Origin of the sequence: Paraburkholderia sp. MM5496-R1, from assembly GCF_050436205.1 — a bacterium.
In the GTDB taxonomy this organism is placed as follows: domain Bacteria; phylum Pseudomonadota; class Gammaproteobacteria; order Burkholderiales; family Burkholderiaceae; genus Paraburkholderia; species Paraburkholderia tuberum.
In genome coordinates, this window is sequence record NZ_JBNDLT010000002.1 from 3403652 (window position 1) to 3428589 (window position 24938).

A 24938-nucleotide genomic window follows, 5' to 3' on the forward strand; every position below is an offset into this window, starting at 1 on the left:
CCGGGCGCGATCCCCGTGACAATCACAATCCGCGCGCTTAAGTGCGGCGCAGAACGAAGCGGGCGGCTCCGAATGTCAGAGGAATATCGGTCGGGTAAAGTTAGCGGTTTTGCCAGACCGGACCGTACGGTCAGCCGTGCAATCTGCCACAGCGCTGCCTTCGACAGCGTTCCACGCCCAGCGGCGACATGCGGCGAACACAGGGGCGCTGACGCCGGGCTTGTCGATCTCGGTGTGGCTGGTGCCGGCATGGCTCGTGCTGATGTGGGGCGGCTACGTGATCAAGCGACGCCGCGAGGTTGCGCGCGCTGGCATGGGGGGCCGCGAGCCGATAAGCGCCGATCGGCGCGACGCGTGGTATTCCGCGGCGAACACGGCGATTCGCCGCCGACGAACGATCTTCGCGCGCCGAAGTTCCCGACATTGGTCGGTCTCGTGTGGGCGAGCGCACAGATCGATTTTTGCGAATCGGTAGTCTCTGTCCGGTCGTCCGGCACGAAGCCGGCATGGCTGGCCATGCCGGCCATCCCCGGACCATACCGGCGACATGGTCTGCTGGTACGCCCCCGCTAGCGCGGGTCTCATGGGCGCAGCAACTCCCACGTTGATTGACGTACCGCGGAGAGACACCATGTTCAACGCAGGCGCCGTACGGACCAGGTCGAACTTCGGCGCGGGTGCCGCGCTCCTTTTGCTGATTGCGATAGCCTGCCTCGCGCTGCGTATCCTTCACGTCGTCGCGAAGTTTCGTGGCAACGTCCCTGACGCCTTCGGCGATTTCAATTTCTACCTGTACGCCTTCAACGTCGTGCTGCATGACCCGGCGCGCCTGTACGACCACGACGCGCTCATCGCGTTTTTGCAGGGCATCGGCGCGCGCTCGACGGGCGACGACATCTTCTACGCCTACCCGCCGCAGTTCGCGCTGGTGTTTGCGCCGCTCGCGCTGCTGACGCCGCTCGCCGCGAAAATCGTCTGGGTGAGTGCGTCGATCGTGTTGTTCTCGGTGGCTTTGTATCTCGTCGTCACGATGGCGTACCGCGGCACGGAGCGCAGCGTGAACCTGCTGCTGGTGGCGGTCGCGCTGCTGAGCTTTCCGCTCGTCGAAGATACCTACGACGGCCAATCGAACGAACTGCTGTTCTTCCTGTTGATTGCGACTTTCGCGCTGATCGAGCGTCGCAAAGGTTATGCCGCTGGACTCTTTCTTGGCTTTGCGATCGCGATCAAGCTCACGCCCGTGGCCGTCGCCGGCCTGCTGTTGCTGCGTCGCGAATGGCGGACGTTCGTGATGGCGAGCGTCGTTGCGATTGCGTTGACGTTGATCACCGGAGCGCGCCTCGGCTTCGACGTTTTGTGGCACTACTTCGTGTCGGACATGCCGCGCCTGAACGGCATGGCACTGGCGATGAGCGGTGGCGGCGCGCCGATGAACAATGCCGTGAGGGGCGCGCTGCAGACGCTATCGGCGACGATCGGCATGCCGGTGTCCGGTACGTTGCTGTCGATTGCTTCGCATGCGGTGGTGCTGGCTGCTTGCCTGCTGTCCGCGTATCTGGTGTTTCGCCGCCATCGGGACAGCCGCATCGACTACGCGCTCGCTTCGATGACGATGCTCGTGGCTTATCCGATCCTCGAGCCGATCCACATGGTGCTCGCGTTGATTCCGTTGCTGATTTTGCTGGGGACCGCCTTCGAAGCGCGCGGCGGGCAACTGTCGGCGCTCGGTCCGAGACTGGAGATGCTGCTGGCCGCGATCGTCGTAGTCTTGCTGTTCTTTGCGGCGCGATTCGTGTCCTACACGGTCGCAGCGCTGATCATTTATGGGCTCTGTGTCGCAAGGTACTTTCCACCGTCGGGAGTGAGGCGGCGAGGGCGTGCTTACCAGCCTGGATGAATGATCCCGGTGTGGCTAAAGGGTTTTTGACGGGAGATGCGACTGGCGATGTCTTCCGGACGATTGGGAATCGGGAAGATTGTCAGGGCCGGAATGAAAAACCCCCAGCTATCGCTTTGCTTGAGCGGGTTTGAGGAATTTTGCCGGTACGGATACCACCAAAAATACCACCGGGCGTGCGTATTTGCCGGAATGAGCGAGCGAAAGCTTATCGGCGAACCGGGCATATTACAGTCGGGCGAGTTCGACCCGTTCCAGCCCTTCGGCGAATTTTTGAGAACGTCTTCATCCCATTCAAAAGCGGCCGTTCCGGCTCGCTCAAAGGGGCGAGGCCCGACTTGGGCCGATCAATGGTCGGTCCCGCCCGGACGATCCGTAGCCGAGTGTGGCGAGGATGGCATTGGTGAGTTCGAGCATCGCCGAATGATATTCCGCGGGCAAGCATTTGAGTGCGGAAGAACGCGCGGCGATCATGATCGAACATCGAAAGGGCGGCAGCATAAGAACTATTGCAGGGCTGCTGGGGCGCAGCGCTTCGACGTCGTCGGCGCTGTGTGCGGCCGCGCAAGTTGATCGAAGGCAGCGCGCTTTATCGGCATGTGCATGATCGCTTGATCTACTGGCGCTGGTCGTCGCAGCAAATCGCTGCGAAACTGCGGGCCATGTATCCGGACGACCCAAGTCAGCACGTCAGCGCAGAGACGGTCTACGCTGCCATTTACACCTATGCACGTGGCTCGCTGAAACCGGCCATGATCGCAGCCTTGCGCCAGGAAAAACCGGCGCGCGAAAATCGGCGCACGACGCTTGCTGGCGGCAGCTATGTTCCCGAGGATTTGCGCATCCAATATCGCCCCGAGCAGATCGAGCAACGGTTGTTGCCGGGGCACTGGGAGGGCGACTTCATCGAGGGTGCGTTTAATCGTTCCGCCGTGGGCACGCTGGTCGAACGCAAGACGCGCTTCGTGATTCTGTGCCGCATGGATGGCTGTACGGCCAAGGATGCGCTGGAAGGCTTCTCGCGGCAAATGAAGAAGTTGCCGGCCTTTCTTCGCGAGAGCCCGCCCTACGATCGGGGAATGGAAATGGCCTGCCATGTCGAGCCTCTCCAGGCGGCTCAATATCGATATCTGGTTTGCTGATCCGCACGCGCCCTGGCAGCGCGGCAGCAATGAGAACAGCAACGGCTTGCTGCGTCAGTTTCTGCCAAAGGGCACGGGCCTTTCGACGCTCTCGCAGACCCAACTCAATGACATCGCCAAATTGCTCAACGGGCGGCCTCGCCAGACGCTCGGCTGGGACTCCCCCGAGGAAGCAATGGCTAAAGAGTTAGAGAAAGCCGGATTAGCTAAACGTTGCACTTGACTCTTGAGACCGCCAAGAGTCCTGCCGTAGCAAGGCTCACCAGTGAGTCCGTCATGGCGATCGCGAAACGTTCAGAAACTCTTAAGTATTGTGCAGTTCAGTCGATAACCGGTAAACGAATGTTGCATGAACGTTATTCGATGCAACATATGATGTCAACCAGTCCTACGGAGAAAAACATGGGAGTACGGACACTGAACGCCAATCTGCGGGCCATGATGGCCTTATTGATTCTCGGCCTTCTGGCGGTCGCAGGTACCGAGTCAGGGCTCAACAGGATGTCACTAATGGAGGGACGCAAAGTCGCCCTGCAACAAGAGGTCGAGACTGCAATGAGCGCCGCTGAGCGCTGGAAGCAGCTAGCTGATTCAGGCGCCATCTCGCAGTCGGAGGCGAAATCCAATGCAATTTCGGAGCTTAGGGCGATGCGATATGGTGCCGATGGCAGCGGTTATTTTGGAATCTACGACTCGAACGCGGTCAGAATCCTGAATCCGACAAACCCAAAACTCGAGAATCAGAGCGCCGCCGGCTCGACTGATCCGAACGGGAAGCACGTCGCACTCGAGGTCATAAGAAGCAATGACCCAGGAGCGAATCACCTGACGCAGTATCAATGGCCACATCCCGGGCAGACGAAACCGGTTGATAAGCTGGTGTACAGCGCCTATCTGCCGACGTGGGACTGGCATGTATATACAGGTGCCTACGTTGACGATATTGACACAACGTTTGAACGCGACCTGATAAAAGGCTTGGCTTCCGTAATTTTAGTTGGTTTCTTGCTGTCGGGAGTCATGCTGCTACTCATCCGCAGCGTGAGTCGCTCACTTGGTGGAGACCCCGCAGTTGCAGCGGCTGTCGCACAGGAAATTGCGAGAGGTAATCTCCTGGTCGACGTCAAGGTACCGTTCTCGGGTGGCGTTAGTCTCATGAACTCGCTCGCTGAAATGCGGGACAGGCTGACGGCCATCGTGCAGGGCATCAAGACCTCCAGCGAGTCGATCTCGGTCGCCGCAGGCGAAATCGCGCAGGGCACCACCGATCTGTCGCAGCGCACGGAAGAGCAGGCCGCATCCCTCGAGGAAACCGCCTCGAGCATGGAAGAGCTGACGGCAACGGTCCGCCAGAACGCCGACAACGCGAAGCAGGCGACCGCGCTGGCCAGTACGGCGTCGGGTATCGCGCAACGCGGCGGGGAAGTGATCGGACGCGTGGTCGAGACGATGCACGGGATCTCGGACAGCTCAGCCAAGGTGACCGAGATCATCAGCGTGATTGAAGGCATCGCGTTCCAGACCAACATCCTCGCGCTCAATGCCGCGGTCGAGGCGGCCCGCGCCGGCGAACAGGGGCGGGGTTTTGCCGTCGTGGCCGGCGAGGTCCGCACGCTCGCTCAGCGCAGCGCCACGGCGGCCAAAGAGATTAAGGAGTTGATCGGCGAATCGGTGACCCGGGTAGATGCCGGCTCGAAGCTCGTTGAGGAAGCTGGTAGCACGATTAAGGAAATTGTTCAGTCGGTGCAGCGCGTGACCGACATCATGAGCGAGATCGCGGCAGCATCGGAAGAACAGAGCACCGGCATCGGGCAGGTCAATACGGCCGTCACCCAGATGGACGAGGCGACCCAGCAGAACGCCGCGCTGGTCGAGGAAGCCTCGGCAGCGGCGCAATCGATGGCCCAGCAGGCCCAAGGGTTGCGTGACGCAGTGGCCGTCTTCAAGGTCGACGACGGGAGGGCATCCGCGTCACGAGTGATTGCCCCGCCGAGCGAACCGCGTCGGCCGGCACCGAAGGTTCTCACGTCCCATCCTGCCGCGTTGACAAGGCGAGAGACGGCGCCCCTCACTACCCCGAAGAGGAACACACTGGCTTCGTCCGGCACCAGTGCTGAGGACTGGCAGGCATTCTGAGCGGATCTGAAAATTGGACCATGCGAACGACGCATTCGAACGAATCAGCAGGCTCGTGACCGCCAACACGAAGACAGTGAGCGCGCTTGTCGCGCGGGCGATGGTCCTGGGCAGGTTTCTCGATGCAGCCTTGCCCCACCTGACGACGTTACAGCGCGCCGGGATCGCCGGGTCATTCTGGCAGGGCATTGAAGAGGCCATGTCACTGATGGACGATGTGCCCCTGCCCGCCGACTTCTCTCAAGTTCCGGCGTGGCCCTCTGAAGCCGGAATCTTTAGCCGACCCTAACCCGGTCGACTTTTTTCGACCGCATCGGTCCGCATGAGCGCATGCACACGAGCGAACCGCGCGTTGGTGTGAGAAGCGATAACCATTTTTGTCTGGAAGTGACTTCCAGCGATACCCAAACCGCTTTAGCGGCTAACTCGCCATTGCGGAAGCACTGGCATGGCGAGAAGCACAGGGACGGCTGTTCCAGCGGACGGCGCTATCGGCCAGAATGGCCATCGAAATCTGAGCCGCCGCGCACAGTGCTTGAAAATGAAGCCGGCTCGTCCGACGAATCGTCGGTCGCCTTTGCTTCGCCAAGTGGCGACTCGTCGCTCATCAGCAGACGTTCGCCATTCGACTGCGAAGGAGCGTTCGTGGCCGAACCTTGCCAATCGTTGTGCGATCGACAAGTGCCGGGTCATCACCGGCAGCACGCGACCCGTAAGCGACAGAGGTAAATCGCGAAAGTGGCTGCACAAAGGCTGTGCCGCCACGCGGTTCGATGCGTGCGGTTGTTGGCTCTCGGCCCACATGTTCTAATGGGGTCATCTATTTCCGGTGCCCCGCCCCCGTCATGCCATTATTCGATCCCGTCACGCTGACTACCCCACGCCTCGTTCTGCGGCCGCTTCGTCATGAAGACGCGCAACCACTGTTCGCGATCTGGTCGGACGCGGATGCGATGCGCTATTTTTCGTTTCCGGCGATGACGTCCCTGGATCAGGCAACGGATCGAGTCGCACGTAAATTGAAGACGTCAGCTGGCGGCCAGGACTTCATCTGTGCAGTCGAGTTGCAGACAACCGGCGAAGTGCTCGGTGATTGCGCTCTCTTTCATGCAGACGAGCAATGCCGACGCGCGGAGATAGGCTTTGGTCTGCAACGCAAGCATTGGGGAAACGGATATATGAGTGAGGCGGTTTCCGCGCTGATCGAGCACGCGTTCGGCACGCTGAATTTACGCCGGATTGAGGCGGATATCGACCCACGAAATGTAGCCTCGGCGCTTCTTCTCGAACGGCTCGGATTTGTCCGCGAAGGGTTGTTGCGTGATCGCTGGATAGTTGGCGATGAGGTGTCGGATAGCGCGCTGTACGGGCTGCTCGAAAGTGATCGTCGGGCGTAGATGGCCACTCGCTGACGCCAGGATGTGAACTTGACGCTGCGCCGTGAGCGACCGGAATTCTCTCTGATTGTCGCGAATTTACGCAGCGGCTCGTAACCTGCGTGCTCGAACGATAAACGCGCCCCAGACTACAGCGTGGTCCCTTGATGAAGAATTACTTCGACAGCCCCTTCAAGGGGAAGCCGCTTTCAGAGCAGGTAACCAATCCCAACATCATCGTGGGGCGTTACAGCTACTACTCTGGCTACTATCACGGACACTCCTTTGATGACTGTGCACGCTACCTGTTGCCAGACCGCACAGGTGTCGACCGGCTGATCATCGGTAGCTTCTGCTCTATCGGAAGTGGTGCGACGTTCATGATGGCGGGCAACCAGGGGCACCGGAACAATTGTGTAACCACATTTCCCTTCTTCTACATGACGGAAAAACCGGCGTTTGCTGACGCCTGCGATGCATTCGAACCCGCCGGCGATACGGTTGTCGGGAATGACGTCTGGATCGGTTCCGAAGCGATGATCATGCCAGGTGTTCACATCGGTCACGGTGCCGTGATCGGGAGTTGCGCCGTTGTCACGAAGGACGTTGAACCCTATACGATCATCGGAGGGAATCCGGCAAAGCCGATCCGAAAGCGCTTTTCGGACGATGAGATCGGGATGCTCCTCGAGATGAACTGGTGGGACTGGCCGCTGGACGAGATCGGCAAGTCGATGAAGTTGCTCTGTGCCACGGATATCGCAGCATTGTATGAACGCTGGAGCAGTTCATCGTTATCGGGTCGCTAATACTCGCGTCGACCGACACGCATGCAGTTGACGATCTGGGCGTTGACCTTGACTGACCGATCTTGCCCGACGGAAGCCAGTCCACAGGCAGAATCGCCTATACCTCGCTTGCGACTGGCTGGCGAGGAATTCTGTAAACCACAGACTTGTACTTTGGCGTCGCGCGGCTTTCCACAATGACGCCGCCTAGCGATTCGGCGATGCGCCGGCTGGGACGGTTCTCTTCGGCAACCGGATAGGTAAAGCTTTCACAACCAATGGTTCGCGTTGCCCAGTGTGCAACAAGGGTCACAGCTTCACAGCCAAACCCATTTCGATGACGATCTTCACGAATCCAGATACCGAGTTCCGGGCTCTCGGTGCGGACGCGGTGAAGCCCGGCTAACCCAAGGAAACTCCCGTCGGCGCGTTGACGTATCGCGAACACATAGTCTGACCCATCGTCAATCGACGGCACCCAGGACCGCCAAACACCATCAAAATCCTGCCGGGATGCAGGCGGCTCCCACGCCATGTGACGGGTGAGCGAAGGGGTGATGAACGAGAACGCAGCATCCGCGTCGTTGGCCGAGAACGGTTTGATCAAGAGCCGGGTTGATTCAATTTGGATTTCTGTCGGCCGCAGCATCATCTCAAGCCTTCCGTCGAGGTTTGTCTATATTCACCGATTGTCGACGAATCAGAAACGTGTGTCGAATGTCTCATCCTGACCGGACAGCGTGCGTGTATTCGCCCCGGGACCAGGAAATCTGAAGGACACAGAGCTGCTGCCTTGATCCAGCTTCCCACGCTATGCCGCGTTTGCTCGGTGATCTCGAATTGCACCGGCCGCTGCGTTTTCTGTTGCATAACGGTCGCCCGGGGCGCTACGTGTGCCGAGACAGACATCGCGGACTCGAAGTTTTGTCAGGTCGCACGCTCGAAGTTTGCTGTCGATCGCCAGATTGCACATCGCCAGATCACGGGTTTTCGCCCCCAATTGCAGGCGAATCCGAATGGCCCAAATCTTCTTGAGCTTCAGCGGCGACTTCTGCCCGGTTAGCTTGTCTTTGTTCCACGGCACGCGCGGCACGTTGCCGACGATGATCGCGTCCATTTCGACTCTCCTTTCAAGTGAAGAGAAAATCAGTCTGCGCCAACCTCGATGGGCGATACCCGACCCGCAAGGGTCGTTCAATTTTCTCCATAACGGCCGTTCGTTCAGGAACGCAGTCGTGGCATTAGCGTTCACTAATCGAATGCTTTTTTATTGTTCCCTGTAGAATTTCTTGCGGTTTTTGACTTGCTCCAGTCTTCACTGACCTTCGAATCAAAGGACGGTAGATGCTAAGCGATCTGGGCGATTTCGACGATTACATAGAAGCACAGGTGCATGAATGGAATGCACCCGGCATAGGCGTCTGTATTGTGAAAGACGAAAAAGTCATCTTCACGAGAGGCTACGGTTATCGTGACTATGCAAACAGACTGCCGTTTTTATCGTCAACTTTGTTTCCTATCGCATCGAACACCAAGTTATTTACGGCCATTGCCGCCGGAATTCTAGTCGAAAAGGGCGTGCTGACCTTCGATCAGCCGATCCGCGATGTTGTCCCGAGTTTGCGCTTTTACGACAAGTCGCTCGATGCCGCGGTGACACTAGGCGATATGCTCGGTCATCGTACCGGCGTGCCCCGGTACGACATGATCCTGCATAGAGCCGAGTTCTCAAAGAAGGAACTATTCGACCGGATCCGATTCATGAAGCCTATCGCTCCATTTCGATCGAAGCTTATCTACAACAATATGATGTACGAGGCTGTGGGCCACATCATCGAGTTGCTAAGCGGCAAGTCGTGGGATCAATTCGTCCGCGACGAGGTTCTGAGTCCTGTGGGTATGCCCCAGACTGCTTTCACCATTGCCGACATGCTGGCTCATCCGAATCACGCGGTACCGTTCACGGAGAGGCGCGATAGTGAGGCGCTCTGGCAGACACCGTATCCGGAGTTGAACTGGTCGAGTCCAGCGGGGAGCATCGTCTCTAGCCTCGATGATATGAGTCGCTGGCTGGCCGTGTTGATGAACAACGGGGTGATGGCTGGAAAGAAGGTGATTCCGGAGCAGATACTGCAGGCTACTTTGGCGCCTGGGCTCGCATTTCCGGACCCGCTGGGCGACGTCCCTGGTTTTGAGCCGGAGATTAATTCAATCTATGGGATGGGCCGGCAAACCTCTTCGTATCGGGGACATCTGCTTGCGAGTCATGGCGGCGATCTCCGCGCCTTCCATTCGCAGGTCTCGTATTTACCGCGCGAGAAATTGGGCGTAGTCGTGTTCGTGATCGGGGACCACTGCTCGATGCTGCGAAATGCCGTCGGCTACAACGTCTACGACCGCCTGCTGGGACTGGGTGAGTCGAGTTCGATGGACGCATTGCGCGAGTTCCATTTGAAAGCAAAGCAGAACATGCGCGAGTCGCGCGAACGGGTAAGGCCAAGCGCAATTCCAGACACGCGGCCCTCACACGATCTCGCAGACTACGTCGGTCGCTACGAGCATCCTGCCTACGGGCAACTACATATCTCACTCAACGATTTCCAGCTTCAGTTTCGTTTCCGTCAAACGAAGCTGCCATTGCATCATTACCACTACGACCGGTTCGATACGGACGATGACGAGGCCGAAGGCGCGTGGTCCATGTCGTTTCTGACCAGTCCACTCGGCGATATCGACCGCGTCAGTTTGTGGCTCGACGCGACGGATGCCGTGTTCGTCCGGATTCCGGACGCGCCTGCGCCAGGTGTGCTCAAGCAGCTTACCGGCACGTACCAGGGTGCTTTCGGCGCCAGGTGCGCGATCAAGCTGCGGCGCGACAACCAGCTCATGCTGCACTTTCCAGAGGCTCCTGCGGAAGTTTTAACTCCGCTCAAGGGTCTTCAGTTTCGCAACCCGAAATGGCCACAAAGGACATTCGAGTTCGTGATGGAAAACGGGCGCGTGGCCGCATTGAGGCACTGGAACTCGGTCGCCGAGTTCGTTTTGACTCGGGTCGAGAATGCTGATTCCGCCGATACGATGGAGCATGAAGAGCCGATCGCCGATTAAACCGGGCGGCCCATCATCATCGACAGGAGCTGTATTGGGGAATGCACTGGCGGGTGAGATCGGGAGGGCGCGTTCGAGCTGACTTCCGCTTAAGGCATCCGGCTCATGTCGACCCACAAAAGAAGGTCGCGTTGATTGGACCCAGACACCCAACCAAATGCCTCACGCAGAACCCTGCCGCCTGTCCGACCGTCATAAATGCTTGGTCAACGATTCGTAACGTTCGCCGCCAGAGTGATGGAGCCCACACGATGACAATAGCTGCAAGTCCGATTGATCCGATCGCCGCCATTCTTGACGCTTTCAAATCCCACAATGTCGTCGCACTTTGCGACGGCGGCCACGGCTGTGAGCAAGCATATGCTTTTCGGGTTTCGCTGATCCGGGACCCGCGATTTGCGTACATCGTGAACGACATCGTAGTTGAAAGTGGCAATTCTCTTTATCAGGAGATGATGGACCGGTTCGTTGCGGGGGATGACGTACCCGAAAATCAACTCCGCCAAGCTTGGCAAAACACCACGCAGCCCCACGCTGTGTGGGATCGTCCTGTCTTTGAAGGGCTTTTTCGTGAAGTCCGCGATGTGAATGCCTCGCTCCCTAAAGACCGTCAGATTCGCATCTTGTTAGGGGATCCGCCGATAGATTGGTCGAAAATCAATAGCGCCGACGATCTCGATAAGGCTTGGAAAGCCATGGGCGACCGCAACACCTGTGCGGTTGAAATTATCCAACGTGAAGTGCTGGCCAGGCAGCGCCGCGCTTTGGTCGTCTATGGCGGCATGCACCTTTTGCGCAAGAACCTGTACTGGCAATTGAAATTCCCAGAGAAGGCAGAGCAACGATTCAATCCGTTGCCGAATACCATCGTTTCGTTGCTGGAAAGCCAAGGCGTCAAAGTCTATTCTGTTTGGACCCCGGTGTTTGGTGATCCGGCGACTTTACAGTCCGACGTCAGCTCCTGGCTGACGCCAAGTCTTGCGCTCATTTTCGGCACTCCGCTCGGAGAGGCGAGCTTTCGATCGTATTATCCGCACGCCATGTTCACTAGGCACGACGACGTCATGGTGGAGATATATGTCGATCCTGTCCGCTCTCCTGTGATGCAGGAGCAGTTCGACGCCATCCTTTATCTTGGGCCGCCTTCCGAGTTAACCTGGAGTGAACTCTCTCCCGCGCTGTCCTCTGATCCGGCATACATCAAAATGCGGTCAGACAGGCTCGCATGGGCCCGCATCGGTGACGGTCGCTAACGGGCCGATGGCTGTTAGCCGACCCACTATCCATATCACGCCCTGAGTCAGCTTTTTGAGTACAGCGGCCGTTCGACGCACGGGACCGGCTTGGCGAGCGATCTGGAATGGCATGACGAAGCGCAACAAGCTCCCGGCGTGAAACTCCGGGGCGCAAGGCCGTTCCGGGCAGAGCACGTGCGACGGAAAACGGGGGATCTGGACCGTGAAGGTCGTCCTGCCGTCTTTCGACCCGGCCTGTATGGTGCCGTTGTGCGCATGTGCGATGCACCGGCTGATGTAAAGGCCCAGGCCCATACTCGAGGAGGGTCCGCTTTGCCTCGGCGGGCGGCTGGCCCATGTCAATGGATCAAAGAGCGTCGGCAGGGCGGCCGCTGGTATCGGGTTGCCTTCGTTCGACACGACGAGAGTCAACTGCCCACCATGACCGAGAGCATCCACGCTTATATTCCCTGCACCGTGCTGGACTGCGTTCACAAGCAGGTTAATCAGCAGTTGGCCGATGCGGGCGCGGTCCCACTTGCCGGCAGTCTCGCCCGTCACGCGCACGTCGATCCGTGCATCCGGATACGAAGCGCGTACCTCATCTGCCGCATCGTTGCAGATACGCCCGATGTCCCGCGACGTGAAGTCCACTGGAAGCGCGTCACCCGGGCGGGTACGCGTGAAGACGAGAAGATCGTCAATCATCCGCCTTCATGCGCACGGCGCCGCGTTGCGCGATCCCCACTGACGTGGACGGATTTGCGGTGGCGCGGCAACCGAACGCGACGCTCGGTCCAGCGACGGAAACTGGCCGAACTCGACTATTCTGACGGTGCGCAACCGGTTCCCGGTGCAACATTCGTCGAAGACCTTGTTTCGGGGCACCTTTCGGGGTACATCGAGCACGGGTTATCAGTTCGCGCTCAGTTCCTGCTGTCGCCGAACTCGCGCGTCTTCGTCAAGACGTGTCTCTTCGAGTTCCTGCAGCACGCTGTCGAGGTCGACTGGTCGCGTGTCGAGCTCGATGCGGCCGGTCAGTTTGACCTCGACATGCAGCTCGCCTGCTTCGAACAGCGCCCAGATCTCCGTTCCGTAATCCGCGCCGAGAATTTGCGGTGCAAACCGTCCGAAGTACGCAGCGAGGTTGTCGACGTCACGCTTGAGCATCGAGGCGGCTTCGTTGTTGGCGGCGGCGTCGATGGCCTGAGGCAGATCGATGATCACCGGTCCATCAGCCGCCAGCAGGATGTTGTATTCGGACAGGTCGCCGTGAATCACACCCGCGCAGAGCATGCGGACAACCTGGTTGAGCAGCAGGGCGTGCAGTTCAAGGGCGCGCGCTTCAGTCAGATTGACGTCGTTGAGGCGTGGCGCGACGTCACCCGTTGCGTCGACCACCAGTTCCATCAGTAACACCCCATCGGTACAGATATAGGGTTGCGGCACTCGCACGCCCCCGTCGGCAAGTCGGAACAGTGCGTCGACTTCGGCGTTTTGCCACAACTCCTCCTGCATCTGGCGCCCATAGCGAGTACCTTTTTCCATCGCACGCGCCTGCCGGCTGTTCTTGACCTTGCGGCCGTCCCGATACGATGCGGCTTGCCGGAAACTGCGCTGCTTCGCGTCCTTGTAGACCTTTGCACACCGCATCGAGTCGCCGCTGCGCACGACGTAGACGGTTGCTTCCTTGCCGCTCATCAACTGGCCGATCACTTCGTCGATGAGTCCTTCGTCAAGAAGCGGTGCAAGCCGTTTGGGTATTTTCATACGACCGACCAGTGCGGCTCGTGGCGCGTGCGTTCGAAATGCGTGGAAGGCGAATGGGTCGCCGAGGTGTGCGGAATCGGCGAACCGATGAATCGCGTGGGCGGTTCCGCTCGTCGGGTTGCTGCGTGGGGAGTGGAGGGAGTCATGCCGGATTATAAAGGGAGCGAGGGGGCGGCGACTCAAATCAAATTTCCTGGCGACTGCGCAGATGCATTGTCGCCGCTCCTGGCCGCTGGCTACTTGCCATGACGGGCAGCGCCCGACCCACAACGGGCATTCGACTTTCTCCAAAGCGGCAACGGTTGCGCAGGTGTCGATTTTTGGTCTCTTCGAGGATGCACTCGCGGACGTACGCGCCGTATTGGCGCGAACAGCGGCTTCGGGCGAACGATCTGCTGCGCGAGTGCCGCCAGCGGCTGGAAAGGTCATAGACCAGCGGTACGGTCGCTGCCCGCGAGCATCCGCGCTACGGGCGCGAAAAACCGCAATGTTCCTGCGGGCGCTTTTTTCCGTTTCATCGAGAGCCGTGGAGACTTTGGGCTGTCGCCCATGTACGGACTGCCTGTCGCACGGTAATTATCTGACTGCTGTCAACCCCGGCAGCGACTTCAGATAGACCATCGACACGCCTATGTCCCTGTCCGTATTTGAAATGCACTCCGTGGAGCTGTTCTGCCAGCGGCCACCGGGTGCCTGTTATGTCATCTGCGACGAATGGCACTATAAAGCGTGTTTCGGCAAGGCCGCAGACCTTCAGAAGGCCAGGGCGGAGACCCGGGAATTTCTTGACATTGCCGAACTGAATCACAGGAAGTGGGAGGAGGACCGGAAGCTGGTCAGGAATCTCATTGGCCGCAACTGGCTGTTTTTTCATAGCGTACGGGACCGCAACCCTGACACCGATGGCTGGTGGGTCATCCTTGCTCTTCTCGAAGAGGTTCGCCTGGGTAACCTGCTTGCCATTAAAGGTCCGCGTAATGGCCTGTTTTCGTCACCCTACAGCAGCACGCCGTTAAGGAATCCCGTAGCGAGGACCGGCAGTCACCCGAACGGCGAACCTGTGCTGTCTGTCCAGTATGATCCGGCCACCTGGCAAACCCGGCTGAACGCCGCGCGCGCAGCCAGGGCTGGCGATAGAGGCGCATCAACGCTGCTCGGCGACGCGCAGCCGTTTGAGTATGTGCCTGATGCGTTGAGCGGCGATGTCGTTGAACTCGCCGCGAGCACCAATAACCCACGCTATGCCGCCAAGATGCTTGGATACGATCAAAACACGTTCAGCGACATGCTTCACGCTATGAAGCAGTACAACAAATTGCGCGGCGACAACAACGTAATCTGGCATGACGATGGAGACGTGGAATTTCACGGCTTGATTATCGACAACATGCACAGTTGGGCACCCTAAAGGAATGTTATGGTAACGACCCATCAACTTGCACATGCTTCTTTTAATATCTACCAGGACGTGGAGCGGCCCGAATTCTGGACAAACTATTTTGGCGTTGAACCGGACATGCAGAGTGTTCGGGGGCAATTCCGCACTACACCATCTGGGCGCACTAGCAAGTACCCCGCTCGAATTGGTGTATGGAGTGTGGATAGCAAGGGGCATGTTCAGAGTAATATTCTTGCGCCTCACCTTCGCTATCTTGTCGAACGCTTGGCATTGCCCCGATCAGACCTGCCCGAATTGCTCAAGCGCACTGGCGCACAGATGCGCTTCTTCTGCTATTGGGACAACGAGAGCGGCGACCGCGTGCCTGATGTGCCCGACGATATTCGCACCATGATGGAAGCCATGGGCGGCACGGTTGAGATTGATGAATATCGATAGAGCCTCGCTCGAATGCACAAGCCGATCCTCGCGAGTCGGCTTTTTTGTGCGAGCTTGTAAGGCACAGCGCGAGTGTTATGGGCCGCACTTCTGAATTAATCCTCTATGCGCAAACATGCACGGCCCACGCTTCCATCATCGGGCGGCGCTGTTCCAAATGGTTGTCACGCTGAGGTAGTCAGGCGACCGTCCCGCCTTTGATCGGAATGACTTCGGCGCCGGCCTTGATCCGGTCAAGGTAATCGGCCCAGCGATATCGACTCGCTTTCAACGGACTGACCGCGCTCTTCCATCCAGGCGAGCGCAACGGCTTCGAATGAATTGGCAGCAGCAAGGCGGGCGGCGCGTTTCCCGGCCTTTTTGGCTTCCCCCGGATCAATGTTTTGCTGCCAGTTTTTCGCGGGCGTCGTCCCGACGCTTGCGGGCATCGGCAAGCGGCACGTCTGGATAGACGCCAAGTGCGAGGCTCTTTTCCTTTCCGGCAAAACGGTACTTGAAAATCCATTGCTTGCTGCCCGTTGGCGTGACAAGCAGCAGGCCGCCACCGTCGTACAGCTTCTGCTGTTTTTCACCCGGCTTCGTGTTACGGATCGTGACATCGGTCAGCGCCATGTTTGCGTCTCCGGTTGTCGCGCCGCTGCTGGGGGCGTTTTCCATCCGACGGGCGCTTGAATCGTGGCAACCCCGAAATGACCCCCCTGTGGGGGTTGTAATCGCTGGTGAACCCTTGGAGACTACAGCAAACAAAAGCCCCGCTCAGCGATAGCTGTCGGGGCTTCGTGATGAACCGTTGAAACCGGTTGAAGAGTGTTTGGTGCCCAGGGCCGGAATCGAACCGGCACGCCTTGCGGCGGGGGATTTTGAGTCCCCTGCGTCTACCAATTTCACCACCTGGGCAGATACTGCAGCGCGCTGCATCGGGAGTTCAGCGCGCGAGGAAGACGCAGATTATGGCCGAAAATCGGTAGACGGGCAAGTCGATTGCCTTCACCCGCCACAGCGCGTTCGCGGCGAGCGGTGCTCAGACCGTGCGCGAGAATCGTGTGAGCGTCTGCTCGCCCAGATAGCGGTCAAATACCATCGCGAGATTGCGCACGAGCATGCGGCCGGCCATTCGCACTTCGAGCTTGCGTGTGCCGAGCGAGATCAGCCCGTCGTCCTCGAATGAACGCAGACGCGCGAGTTCCGGCGCGAACGTGTCGGCGAAGTGGATGCCGTACGCCGCTTCGAATTCGTCGAAGCGCAGTTCGAGGTTGCACATCAGCTGCGTGATCACGTCGCGCCGCAGACGGTCGTCGGCGGACAGGCGGATGCCGCGCGCGATCGCGAGCCGGCCCGCATCGATCGAGTCGGTGTAAGCGGGCAGCTCTCGCGCGTTCTGCGCGTACACGTCGCCGACCTTGCCGATCGACGAGGCGCCAAAACCGATCAGATCGCACTCGGCCCGCGTGCTATAGCCCTGGAAATTGCGATGCAGCGTGCGCTGCGCCTGCGCGCGAGCGAGCTCGTCGGTGGGCAGCGCGAAGTGATCCATGCCGATGTACACATAGCCCGCTTCAGTCAGCCGTTCGACGACCCGTTGCAGCAGAGCCAGCCGCTCCTCGCTCGACGGCAGAGTCGCTGGATCCATCTGGCGCTGCATCTTGAAGAGCCGCGGCATGTGCGCATACGCGAACACCGACAGCCGGTCCGGCGCCAGTTCGAGCATCGTGTCGAGCGTGCGGCTGAAGCTCGCGACGGTTTGATGCGGCAGCCCGAAAATCAGATCGACGCCGATCGAATGAAAACCGTACGTGCGCGCCGCCTGCATCACCGATGCGGTCATCTCGAACGGCTGGATGCGATTGATCGCCTGCTGCACGCGCGGATCGAAGTCCTGCACGCCCAGGCTCAGCCGGTTGAAGCCGAGGCGGCGCAGAAGCGCGACCGTGTCGGGCGACGCCTCGCGCGGATCGACCTCGATCGAATATTCGGCTCGATCGTCGGACAGAAGTTTGAAGTGCTCGCGCGTCGCGGCCATCAGCTCGGCCATCTCGTCATGCGACAAAAACGTCGGCGTGCCGCCGCCCCAATGCAATTGCGAGACGGGCCGCTGCGTATCGAAACACGCGGCCTGCAAACCGATTTCGCGTTTGAGCCGCTCAAGGTACGGGCGCGCATGCGCGCGATTTCTGGTCACGACCTTGTTGCAGCCGCAGTAGAAGCACACGGTGTCGCAAAACGGAATGTGGAAGTACAGAGACAGATCGGTCGACGCGGCACCCGGGTCGGCGGCGGCGCGGTGATAGTCGGCGGTGTCGAACGATTCGCGGAACTGCGGCGCGGTCGGATAGGACGTATACCGGGGACCGTTCGCGCTGTAGCGCGCGAGCAGGTCGGGGCGGAACAGGGTGTCGGTTTGGGACATGAGCGGTGTCGGACGGTGGGCGGCTCTCGCCGCGTGCCGCGTGTCATGGTCAGTCAGCAGCTTCGAGTTTACGTGCGTGCCCATGGGACCCGATTGTGTAAAGAGGTCGCACAGACAGGCAGTGGCACAATGCGGGTCTGGCAACACGTTGCCAAGGTTTGAGTTCAGGAAAGATGACGTGGATCAAAGGTTGAACAGTGCACGGGTGGACGCTCACGCGTGCCGTCCCGATTGCGGCGCGTGCTGTATCGCGCCGTCGATTTCGAGCCCGATTCCAGGCATGCCGAACGGCAAGCCGGCGGGCGTGCGCTGCGTGCAACTCGGCGACGATCTGCGCTGCGCGATCTTCGGCCGGCCGGAGCGGCCCGCATGCTGCTCGGGTCTGCAGCCGCAACTCGAGATGTGCGGCGCGAATCGCGGCGAAGCGCTCGCGTGGCTCACGCTACTCGAGGCGCAAACACAACCGGCATCCCATCCATGACGCGCGGCATGCGGTAAACGCCGTCGCTGACCACACCCGTCAACGCAAGCCGATGTCCGCAAGGGCTTCCACAGGAGATTTCGCATGACTCGACCCGCAGCGCCGGCCCGGCGCCGCTTTCTGCGCGCTGCGCTGACCGGCTGCAGCGCGCTTGGCATCACTGTGTCGCTCGCGGCTTGCGCGAGCCCGACGTTTCCGTTCATGCCGTCGCACTACACGTTCTCGCAGAAGCAGGTGCAGGAGGCCGTGCAGCGCAAGTTCCCGTATCAGCGCACGGTGTCGCAGGTGTTCGATGTCGCGCTGAGCAATCCGGTGGTGGGCATGCTGCCCGATGCGAACCGCGTGCAGGTGAAGCTCGACGCGCGTTTCGCGAGTCCGTTCCTGCAGCAGCCGGTCGATGGCGTGTTCACGCTGTCGAGTGAACTTGCATACGACGCGGCGAGCCGTTCGGTGATCCTCAAGTCGCCGAGTGTCGACAACGTCAGAGTGAGCGGCGAGGCGCAGATGTACACGCAGCAGATCAACGCGGCCGCGGCGCTGCTCGCGACCCAATTGCTGACCAACTATCCGATCTACACGTTCAAGCCCGAGCAACTGCAATTTGCCGGCGTCAACTACGAACCCGGTACAATCACGATCCTTACAAACGGCATACGCGTGCAGATCGTCGAAAGATGACTGGCACGCGCGGCCACGTGGGCCGCGCATGCCAGTCATGACCGTGCGGGCCCATTTCGTTGTGACAACCTACCGCGATAAGGGGCACGGATGGATTGGTTACTGGCTTGCAAGGCGCTGATTCTCGGCGTGGTCGAGGGTTTGACGGAGTTCTTGCCGGTGTCGAGCACCGGGCATTTGATTGTCGTCGGCAGTCTGCTGGATTTCTCCGACGAGCACGCGAAGACCTTCGATGTCGTGATCCAGCTCGGCGCGATTCTCGCCGTGTGCTGGGAGTTTCGCCGCCGCATCGGCAACGTGATCGTGGGGCTGCCGAGCCGGCCCGAGGCGCGCCGCTTCGCGCTGAACGTGATCATTGCGACGATTCCGGCAGTCGTGCTCGGCCTGCTGTTCGAGAAGTCGATCAAGGAGGCGCTGTTTTCACCGGTGCCGGTCGCGTTTGCGCTGGTCGCGGGTGGCGTCGTGATCCTGTGGGCGGAGGCGCGCCAGCGCGCGCGCGGCGACGCGGCGGTGCGGGTGCGCAGCATCGACGATCTGAGCCCGCTCGATGCGTTGAGAGTCGGCCTCGCACAGTGCTTCGCGCTGATTCCGGGGACCTCGCGCTCGGGCTCGACGATCATCGGCGGCATGCTGTTCGGCATCGAGCGCCGCGCCGCGACCGAGTTTTCATTCTTTCTCGCGATTCCGATCATCTTCGGCGCGACGGCCTACGAGCTGTACAAGGACTGGCACCTGCTCACCACCGATGCGCTCGGCAGCTTCGCGCTCGGCTTCGCGGCCGCGTTCGTCAGTGCGTTCGTCTGCATCCGCTGGCTGCTGCGCTATGTCGCGTCGCACGACTTCACGGTGTTCGCGTGGTATCGGATCGGCTTTGGCCTGCTGATCCTGCTGATCGGTTATAGCGGCGGGTTGAGCTGGGCCGATTGAGATTTGCCGTGCGATGAAAAAAGGTCCGCGTATGTGCGGACCTTTTTTCGTTGGCTTGCCGTCTCGTCGCGTTACGCGGCGCCGCGCTTGCGGAACACGAGGTCCCACACGCCGTGGCCGAGCCGCAGGCCGCGCCGTTCGAACTTCGTCACCGGACGATAGTCGGGCCGCGGCGCGTAGGTGTCGGCGGTGTTTTCGAGCCGCGGATCGGCGCCGAGCACTTCGAGCATCTGTTCGGCGTAGTTCTGCCAGTCGGTCGCGCAATGCAGATACGCATCCGGCTTCAGACGCGACACGAGCAGTGCGACGAACTTCGGCTGGATCAGCCGGCGCTTGTGATGGCGCGCCTTGTGCCACGGGTCGGGGAAAAAGATGTGCACGCCGTCGAGGCTGTCGGGCGCGATCATGTGCTCGAGCACTTCGACCGCGTCGTGCTGGATGATGCGGATGTTCGTCAGCGACTGCTCGCCGATCAGCTTCAGCAACGCGCCGACGCCGGGCTCGTGGACTTCGACGCCCAGGAAGTCGTCGGAGGGACGGTGCGCGGCGATCTCCGCGGTGGTGGCGCCCATGCCGAAGCCGATCTCCAGCACGCGCGGCGCTTCGCGGCCGAACACGCCGGTCCAGTCGGGTTGTTGTGGTGCATAGGGCACGACGAAGCGCGGGCCGAACTCATCGAGCGCGCGGCGCTGGCCGGTCGACACGCGACCCGCGCGCGTGACGAAGCTGCGGATGCGGCGGTGATGAAGCGTGTCTGCCGGCGTTGCACCCGGCGTGCCGTCGACGTCGTTCGTCTCGTTGCCGGCGGGCTGGTCGGCTGCGCTCGTGGGGGTCGGGGCGTCGTCCGGGAGACCGGAGTCGTTTGGATCGTGGATCATCGTCGATGCTGCTGCAAGGGTGAGGGCTGCGCGGCTTGCGCGCTGTGCCGGGCCGTTGCCACTACAAAAAAGCCGCCTTCAGGGAGGCGGCTCTTGCTGGATTCCGCTGAACACTCAGCGGGAAAGTGGAGCGGGCGATGGGAATCGAACCCACGGCTCTAGCTTGGGAAGCTAGGGTATTACCATTATACGACGCCCGCAGAACTCGCGATTTTACAGGCTTTTGGGCCGTTTGGGCAGGGGTATGGCTCGCGCGCACGAGCAGCCGACCCGTCTTTTCGCTTCTGCGGTTCGAACGGCGCGAGCCTTCAGACTTTGTCTGCGCCTGCCGTTAATCCGAATACTGCCCAACACCGTGCGCTTGCGCTCCCGCAAGCCGGCACAAACCCGGCGCTTCCCATCCCGATCAAGAGATCTTCCCAAGATGCAGTGGCTTTCCAATCTGAAACTGAGCCAGAAGCTTGTCGGCTCCTTGATGCTGTGCGCGTTCGTAACGGCCATCGTCGGCACGGTCGGTGTGCTGAAGGTGCGCGAAGTCGCGACGATGCAAACCGAAATGTACGACCGCGAATTCGTGCCTGTGCGCGACGACGGCACCGCCGCGTGGCAGGCGGCTTCGCACTTCCGGCGCCTCTATTCGTACATCCTGAATCCGGAGCCGGCCGGCCGCGCCGATACGGTGCGCCTGAATCACGGCGGTGAAGCGGCGATGCTGTCGGCATTCGACTACGAGCGCAAGCATGCGACCACCGACGCGCAGAAGCAATTGCTGAGCGACTTCGACGCCGCCTATCCGGCCTATATGAGTTCGGTCGCGAAGGTGATGGCGCTGGCCGATCAGGGCGATCAGAGCGGCGCGCTCGCCGAGCTCAAATCGACCACCGACCCGCTGCACGTCAAGCTGCGCACGCTGATGATCAAGCTGTCCGACGTGCGGGACGAGTTGGCCAGGCAGCGTGTCGCGAACGGCGTCGAGATGGTTCGCTCGGTGACGTGGTGGATCGCGAGCTGCGCGGTCGTCGGCGTCGCGGTTGCGATCGGCCTGGGGCTGCTGGTGACGCGCGCGGTCGTGCGGCAGATCGGCGGCGAACCGGCCGAAGTCGCGAAGGTCGTCGAGCAGATCGCGGGCGGCGACTTGAGCCAGCGACTGCACGCCGGCGCCGCCGACGACGGCAGCATCTTGCGCGCGGTCGCGCACATGCAGGAGCGTCTCGCGGCGACGATCGGTTCGATTCGCGAAAGCGCCGAGTCGGTCAGCATCGCTTCGCAGCAGATCGCGAGCGGCAACATCGATCTGTCCGCTCGCACCGAAGAGCAGGCCGCTTCGCTCGAACAGACCGCGGCGAGCATGTCGGAATTGACGCAGACCGTCACCCGCAACAGCGACAGCGCGCGCAACGCGAGCGCGCTCGCGACTGAGGCGGCACAGGTCGCGAACACCGGCAACACTGCTGTCGAGGGCATGGTGCGCACCATCGGTGATATCAGCGGCAGTTCGACGAAAATCTCGGAGATCACCGGCGTGATCGAGGGCATTGCGTTCCAAACCAATATTCTCGCGTTGAACGCGGCGGTCGAGGCCGCGCGCGCGGGCGAGCAGGGGCGCGGTTTCGCGGTGGTCGCGAGCGAGGTGCGCAACCTCGCGCAGCGCTCGGCGAGCGCGGCCAAGGAGATCAAGGAGATGATCACGACGTCGGTCGCGATCATCGAAGGCGGCACGCAGCAGGCAGCCGAAGTCAGCACGACGATGGCGGATATCAAGGCCGCGATTCATCGCGTGTCGGATATCGTCAGCGAGATCGCAACGGCCTCCGAAGAGCAGAACCGCAGCATTCACCAGGTCGGCCAGGCCGTCACGCAGATGGATGAGACCACGCAGCGGAACGCGGCGCTCGTCGAACAGGCCGCGGCGGCCGCGCAATCGCTCGAGACGCAGGCGCGCAGGATGAAGAAGACGGTGTCGGTGTTCCGGACGGGGGAGAGCCGCGATTTCGCGGCAGCCGTGTAGAAGCCGCGCCGACTCAAGCGGCCGCCGCGCGTCAGCCCAACTTTCCCGCGCAATCAGCTCAGATCACAATATAAGTCAGCTGAACCGCCGCGCGCGTGACGACCATCTGCAGCACCTGCACGATCACGAACAGCAGGATCGGCGACAGATCGATACCGCCGAATTTCGGCAGCACGCGACGCAACGGATTCAGAAACGGCGCGGTCAACTGATACAGAATCGGCATCGCGGGCGAACGCGGATTGAGCCACGACAGCAGCGCCATCAGGATCGTCATCCAGATGATCAGATTGAGCGCCCACTTGATCGCGGTGAGCACCGCGACGATCAGCATCGTCGGCACGAGCGTCAGCGGATCCGCGCCCGTCAGCACGATCATCAGGACGACGTAGATGATCGCGGCGATCAGCGTTGCGACCACGCTCGCCCAGTCGATGTTGCGCGTGCTCGGCAGGATGCGCCGCAGCGGCAGCACGATCCAGTTGGTCGCCTGCAGCACGGCGTTCGAGACCGGGTTGTACGGCGGCAGGCGCACAACCTGCAGCCACGCGCGCAACAGCAGCGCGGCGCCAAACAGCGTGAAAACGGTATTGAGCAGAAAACGGGCGATATCGCCAAACATCTCGTGTCCTTATGCTTCTGATGACGGCCGCCGACCGGCCGCGGGCTGCCGGCGTCGCCCGATCGGTGCGTGCCGGCGGTTTTCTGGATTTACCCGGTTAGCCAACCGGAGGTTCGACGTCATTGCGCGCCGCCTCCCGATGGCTGTCTGTCCGGCATCACACGGAAATCCGGACCTCGCTGATCAGCATTGTGCCGTTGCCGCCGTCGGTGTAGTTCGGGATATCCGCTAATAGTTGCTCGGACGCGGGCTTGAACACTTTATAGAAGTCGTCCGCGCTATCGAACAGGAAGTGTCCCGCGGCCACGTAAGGCGGTGGCGTGCCGGGCGGCCCGGCGTTCAGGCCCGCGTCGACCGACCAGCCTTTCAGCGCCGGCCCGAACAGCTTCGCCGCGAGCGGCATATGGGTCGCGCAGTAGTAGTCCATGTCGAAGCGGCCGTTTTCCCGGTACGGGTAGAGGATGCTGACCTTGATCATTGTGCGTTCTCGTCTGTTGGTCCCGAAGCGCGGCGCGGGTCGTCGCGTGGTTCGCCCGGCGTGCCGGACGTCACATTATCACGGCTTACTTGACGCTTGCACCTGCCGCGGCCTGATTCAGCGAGCGGCCCAGCGATTCTTCCACAGCTTCGGAGATCGCTTCAATCGTCGCGGCCGGCGTTGCGCGACGTCGGGCGAGGTTGACCGCGCGGCGCGTCAGCAGACCGTACAGCGCGGCATGGTCGCCGCCGAAGCCTTCGAGCAGCGCGAGCTGCTTCTCGACGACACCCGTGTCGCCGCGCGATACCGGCCCCGCGAGCGAGTTCGGCAGGCCTTTGTCGCGCGCGGTTTCGATCGTGCCGGCGAGCATCGGCAGCAGCGCGCGCAGCGCGTCGTCTTCGGCGAAGCCGAGCGTGCGCCACAACGCCACGCATTCGGCGAGGCTGCAGAGCGCGAAGCTCGCCGCGTAGTGCGCGGCAGCGTGATACAGCATGCGGGCGCCCGGCGGAATCGACAGCGGATGGCAGCGCAGCGCGAGCGCGAGCGCGGTCAGCGTCCCCTTCAGTTCGCCGTCGGCTTCGATCGTCACCGAGCAGCCGACGATACGCTCGAGATCGGCGAGCTCGCCGCTAAATAGATACAACGGATGAAAGCCGCCGATCGCCGCGCCCTGATCGCGCGCTGGCGCGAGCAGTTCGACCGGCGAGGCGCCGCTGCAGTGCACGAGCGCTTTGCCGGGGCGGCTGGCCGCATTGCCTCCAAAGCGGAGTGTGTGCGCTGTCGTACCGATGCTGTCGTCAGGAACGGCTAAAAAAACGATATCGGCGGCGTCGACGGCCTGTTGCGGGTCGTCAGTGGCCGCGCAGTGTGCGATCTGGGCGGCGAGCCGGCGCGCGGAATCGGCCGAGCGGCTCGCCACCGCGGTGACCGGATAGCCGGCGCGCGCAAACGCGAGCGCGAGACAACGCGCGAGCCGCCCCGCGCCGATGAAGCCGACGCGCGGCAAGGAAGACTGGGACATGGTCACCTGCTCCAGACGGATCGTGTGAACGGGAAAGCAGCAGTATCTCGCATCCGGCGAAGCGCGGCCGCGATCCGGCCCCTTGCACGGTTCGACAGCGGTCGTCGGATAAGTTTGCGGGCGATATGGCGCCAACGTTCGGTCATCGG

Annotated in this window: 21 protein-coding genes, 2 tRNA genes and 3 pseudogenes; 14 read left to right on the forward strand and 12 right to left on the reverse strand. The window is 61.0% G+C overall.

All coding sequences use genetic code 11. From position 1 onward, the window contains the following. Positions 1–631 precede the first annotated feature (631 nt). From OKW38_RS22820 to catB, 6 genes and pseudogenes are all read left to right on the forward strand, one after another. Positions 632–1897, forward strand: a complete 1266-nt coding sequence (locus OKW38_RS22820) for a glycosyltransferase family 87 protein (RefSeq protein ID WP_429363150.1) — start codon at positions 632–634, stop codon at positions 1895–1897. Between the two features lie 472 nt (positions 1898–2369). Further along, a pseudogene (locus OKW38_RS22825) lies at positions 2370–3262 on the forward strand (IS30 family transposase). 53 nt (positions 3263–3315) lie between these two features. Continuing rightward, on the forward strand, positions 3316–5175 hold the full coding sequence (locus OKW38_RS22830) for a methyl-accepting chemotaxis protein (RefSeq protein ID WP_429363152.1): 1860 nt from the start codon (positions 3316–3318) through the stop codon (positions 5173–5175). A gap of 13 nt (positions 5176–5188) precedes the next feature. Then, a complete protein-coding gene (locus OKW38_RS22835) occupies positions 5189–5464 on the forward strand; it encodes a hypothetical protein (protein ID WP_429363154.1) in 276 nt (91 codons plus the stop codon). Between the two features lie 556 nt (positions 5465–6020). Then, a complete protein-coding gene (locus OKW38_RS22840) occupies positions 6021–6572 on the forward strand; it encodes a GNAT family N-acetyltransferase (RefSeq protein WP_429363156.1) in 552 nt (183 codons plus the stop codon). A 146-nt stretch (positions 6573–6718) separates the two neighbouring features. Next, on the forward strand, positions 6719–7360 hold the full coding sequence (gene catB, locus OKW38_RS22845) for a type B chloramphenicol O-acetyltransferase (protein WP_429363158.1): 642 nt from the start codon (positions 6719–6721) through the stop codon (positions 7358–7360). Positions 7361–7457: 97 nt separating this feature from the next. Here the strand turns inward: catB and OKW38_RS22850 are convergent, their stop codons facing one another. Next, the gene (locus OKW38_RS22850; protein WP_184023198.1) at positions 7458–7991 is read right to left on the reverse strand and encodes a GNAT family N-acetyltransferase; all 534 of its coding nucleotides are present in this window, start codon (positions 7989–7991) and stop codon (positions 7458–7460) included. A 92-nt stretch (positions 7992–8083) separates the two neighbouring features. Then, positions 8084–8456: pseudogene (locus OKW38_RS22855) on the reverse strand (integrase); the annotation flags it as partial. A gap of 227 nt (positions 8457–8683) precedes the next feature. On the opposite strand from OKW38_RS22855, the gene OKW38_RS22860 reads away from it, so the two are divergent. Further along, positions 8684–10447, forward strand: coding sequence for a serine hydrolase (locus OKW38_RS22860; protein ID WP_429363160.1), 1764 nt, complete (start codon positions 8684–8686; stop codon positions 10445–10447). 251 nt (positions 10448–10698) lie between these two features. Then, positions 10699–11700, forward strand: a complete 1002-nt coding sequence (locus OKW38_RS22865; protein ID WP_429363161.1) for a hypothetical protein — start codon at positions 10699–10701, stop codon at positions 11698–11700. On the opposite strand, the gene OKW38_RS22870 is transcribed toward OKW38_RS22865, so the two are convergent. Then, positions 11659–12390, reverse strand: a complete 732-nt coding sequence (locus OKW38_RS22870; RefSeq protein ID WP_429363162.1) for a sensor histidine kinase — start codon at positions 12388–12390, stop codon at positions 11659–11661. The two genes, OKW38_RS22865 and OKW38_RS22870, sit on opposite strands and share 42 nt — an antisense overlap. 207 nt (positions 12391–12597) lie before the next feature. Further along, on the reverse strand, positions 12598–13452 hold the full coding sequence (locus OKW38_RS22875) for a PA4780 family RIO1-like protein kinase (protein WP_429363801.1): 855 nt from the start codon (positions 13450–13452) through the stop codon (positions 12598–12600). 631 nt (positions 13453–14083) lie between these two features. Here OKW38_RS22875 and OKW38_RS22880 point away from each other — a divergent pair. Together OKW38_RS22880 and OKW38_RS22885 are read left to right on the forward strand one after the other, a co-directional pair. Beyond that, complete coding sequence (locus OKW38_RS22880) at positions 14084–14860, forward strand: hypothetical protein (RefSeq protein ID WP_429363164.1); 777 nt, start codon at positions 14084–14086, stop codon at positions 14858–14860. Positions 14861–14869: 9 nt separating this feature from the next. Further along, positions 14870–15289: a DUF4279 domain-containing protein gene (locus tag OKW38_RS22885; protein WP_429335191.1), complete on the forward strand. Its 420-nt coding sequence runs from the start codon at positions 14870–14872 to the stop codon at positions 15287–15289. Between the two features lie 278 nt (positions 15290–15567). Here OKW38_RS22885 and OKW38_RS22890 read toward each other — a convergent pair. From OKW38_RS22890 to hemN, 3 genes and pseudogenes are all read right to left on the reverse strand, one after another. Next, a pseudogene (locus OKW38_RS22890) lies at positions 15568–15901 on the reverse strand (Arm DNA-binding domain-containing protein); the annotation flags it as partial. A gap of 200 nt (positions 15902–16101) precedes the next feature. Beyond that, positions 16102–16186, reverse strand: a tRNA-Leu gene (locus OKW38_RS22895). Positions 16187–16310: 124 nt separating this feature from the next. Then, positions 16311–17696 carry an oxygen-independent coproporphyrinogen III oxidase gene (gene hemN, locus OKW38_RS22900; RefSeq protein ID WP_429363165.1) on the reverse strand — a complete coding sequence of 462 codons (1386 nt, stop codon included), beginning with the start codon at positions 17694–17696 and terminating at the stop codon, positions 16311–16313. A gap of 178 nt (positions 17697–17874) precedes the next feature. On the opposite strand from hemN, the gene OKW38_RS22905 reads away from it, so the two are divergent. From OKW38_RS22905 to OKW38_RS22915, 3 genes are all read left to right on the forward strand, one after another. Further along, positions 17875–18177, forward strand: coding sequence for a YkgJ family cysteine cluster protein (locus OKW38_RS22905; RefSeq protein WP_429356019.1), 303 nt, complete (start codon positions 17875–17877; stop codon positions 18175–18177). An 84-nt stretch (positions 18178–18261) separates the two neighbouring features. Next, positions 18262–18855, forward strand: a complete 594-nt coding sequence (locus OKW38_RS22910) for a DUF1439 domain-containing protein (protein WP_429363167.1) — start codon at positions 18262–18264, stop codon at positions 18853–18855. A 90-nt stretch (positions 18856–18945) separates the two neighbouring features. Next, positions 18946–19782: an undecaprenyl-diphosphate phosphatase gene (locus OKW38_RS22915; protein ID WP_090801505.1), complete on the forward strand. Its 837-nt coding sequence runs from the start codon at positions 18946–18948 to the stop codon at positions 19780–19782. Positions 19783–19853: 71 nt separating this feature from the next. Here OKW38_RS22915 and trmB read toward each other — a convergent pair whose 3' ends face one another. Continuing rightward, a complete protein-coding gene (gene trmB, locus OKW38_RS22920) occupies positions 19854–20660 on the reverse strand; it encodes a tRNA (guanosine(46)-N7)-methyltransferase TrmB (RefSeq protein ID WP_429335188.1) in 807 nt (268 codons plus the stop codon). A gap of 126 nt (positions 20661–20786) precedes the next feature. Next, positions 20787–20860 (reverse strand) — tRNA-Gly (locus OKW38_RS22925). A gap of 224 nt (positions 20861–21084) precedes the next feature. Here OKW38_RS22925 and OKW38_RS22930 point away from each other — a divergent pair. Continuing rightward, positions 21085–22668 carry a methyl-accepting chemotaxis protein gene (locus tag OKW38_RS22930; protein WP_429363169.1) on the forward strand — a complete coding sequence of 528 codons (1584 nt, stop codon included), beginning with the start codon at positions 21085–21087 and terminating at the stop codon, positions 22666–22668. A 58-nt stretch (positions 22669–22726) separates the two neighbouring features. On the opposite strand, the gene OKW38_RS22935 is transcribed toward OKW38_RS22930, so the two are convergent. From OKW38_RS22935 to OKW38_RS22945, 3 genes are all read right to left on the reverse strand, one after another. After that, positions 22727–23290 carry a YggT family protein gene (locus OKW38_RS22935; RefSeq protein WP_429363171.1) on the reverse strand — a complete coding sequence of 188 codons (564 nt, stop codon included), beginning with the start codon at positions 23288–23290 and terminating at the stop codon, positions 22727–22729. Positions 23291–23447: 157 nt separating this feature from the next. Continuing rightward, entirely contained in the window at positions 23448–23768 is a 321-nt protein-coding gene (locus OKW38_RS22940; RefSeq protein ID WP_429363173.1) for an EthD family reductase, read from the reverse strand. A gap of 85 nt (positions 23769–23853) precedes the next feature. Next, on the reverse strand, positions 23854–24789 hold the full coding sequence (locus OKW38_RS22945; RefSeq protein ID WP_429363175.1) for a Rossmann-like and DUF2520 domain-containing protein: 936 nt from the start codon (positions 24787–24789) through the stop codon (positions 23854–23856). Positions 24790–24938: the final 149 nt, after the last annotated feature.

Bases quoted from the DNA above. Each gene is read 5' to 3' on its own strand.
- OKW38_RS22820 (WP_429363150.1), top strand. From the start codon at position 632: ATGTTCAACGCAGGCGCCGTACGGACCAGGTCGAACTTCGGCGCGGGT.
- OKW38_RS22830 (WP_429363152.1), top strand. From the start codon at position 3,316: ATGGCGATCGCGAAACGTTCAGAAACTCTTAAGTATTGTGCAGTTCAG.
- OKW38_RS22840 (WP_429363156.1), top strand. From the start codon at position 6,021: ATGCCATTATTCGATCCCGTCACGCTGACTACCCCACGCCTCGTTCTG.
- catB (WP_429363158.1), top strand. From the start codon at position 6,719: ATGAAGAATTACTTCGACAGCCCCTTCAAGGGGAAGCCGCTTTCAGAG.
- OKW38_RS22850 (WP_184023198.1), bottom strand. From the start codon at position 7,991: ATGATGCTGCGGCCGACAGAAATCCAAATTGAATCAACCCGGCTCTTG.
- OKW38_RS22860 (WP_429363160.1), top strand. From the start codon at position 8,684: ATGCTAAGCGATCTGGGCGATTTCGACGATTACATAGAAGCACAGGTG.
- OKW38_RS22865 (WP_429363161.1), top strand. From the start codon at position 10,699: ATGACAATAGCTGCAAGTCCGATTGATCCGATCGCCGCCATTCTTGAC.
- OKW38_RS22870 (WP_429363162.1), bottom strand. From the start codon at position 12,390: ATGATTGACGATCTTCTCGTCTTCACGCGTACCCGCCCGGGTGACGCG.
- OKW38_RS22875 (WP_429363801.1), bottom strand. From the start codon at position 13,452: ATGAAAATACCCAAACGGCTTGCACCGCTTCTTGACGAAGGACTCATC.
- OKW38_RS22880 (WP_429363164.1), top strand. From the start codon at position 14,084: ATGTCCCTGTCCGTATTTGAAATGCACTCCGTGGAGCTGTTCTGCCAG.
- OKW38_RS22885 (WP_429335191.1), top strand. From the start codon at position 14,870: ATGGTAACGACCCATCAACTTGCACATGCTTCTTTTAATATCTACCAG.
- hemN (WP_429363165.1), bottom strand. From the start codon at position 17,696: ATGTCCCAAACCGACACCCTGTTCCGCCCCGACCTGCTCGCGCGCTAC.
- OKW38_RS22910 (WP_429363167.1), top strand. From the start codon at position 18,262: ATGACTCGACCCGCAGCGCCGGCCCGGCGCCGCTTTCTGCGCGCTGCG.
- OKW38_RS22915 (WP_090801505.1), top strand. From the start codon at position 18,946: ATGGATTGGTTACTGGCTTGCAAGGCGCTGATTCTCGGCGTGGTCGAG.
- trmB (WP_429335188.1), bottom strand. From the start codon at position 20,660: ATGATCCACGATCCAAACGACTCCGGTCTCCCGGACGACGCCCCGACC.
- OKW38_RS22930 (WP_429363169.1), top strand. From the start codon at position 21,085: ATGCAGTGGCTTTCCAATCTGAAACTGAGCCAGAAGCTTGTCGGCTCC.
- OKW38_RS22935 (WP_429363171.1), bottom strand. From the start codon at position 23,290: ATGTTTGGCGATATCGCCCGTTTTCTGCTCAATACCGTTTTCACGCTG.
- OKW38_RS22940 (WP_429363173.1), bottom strand. From the start codon at position 23,768: ATGATCAAGGTCAGCATCCTCTACCCGTACCGGGAAAACGGCCGCTTC.
- OKW38_RS22945 (WP_429363175.1), bottom strand. From the start codon at position 24,789: ATGTCCCAGTCTTCCTTGCCGCGCGTCGGCTTCATCGGCGCGGGGCGG.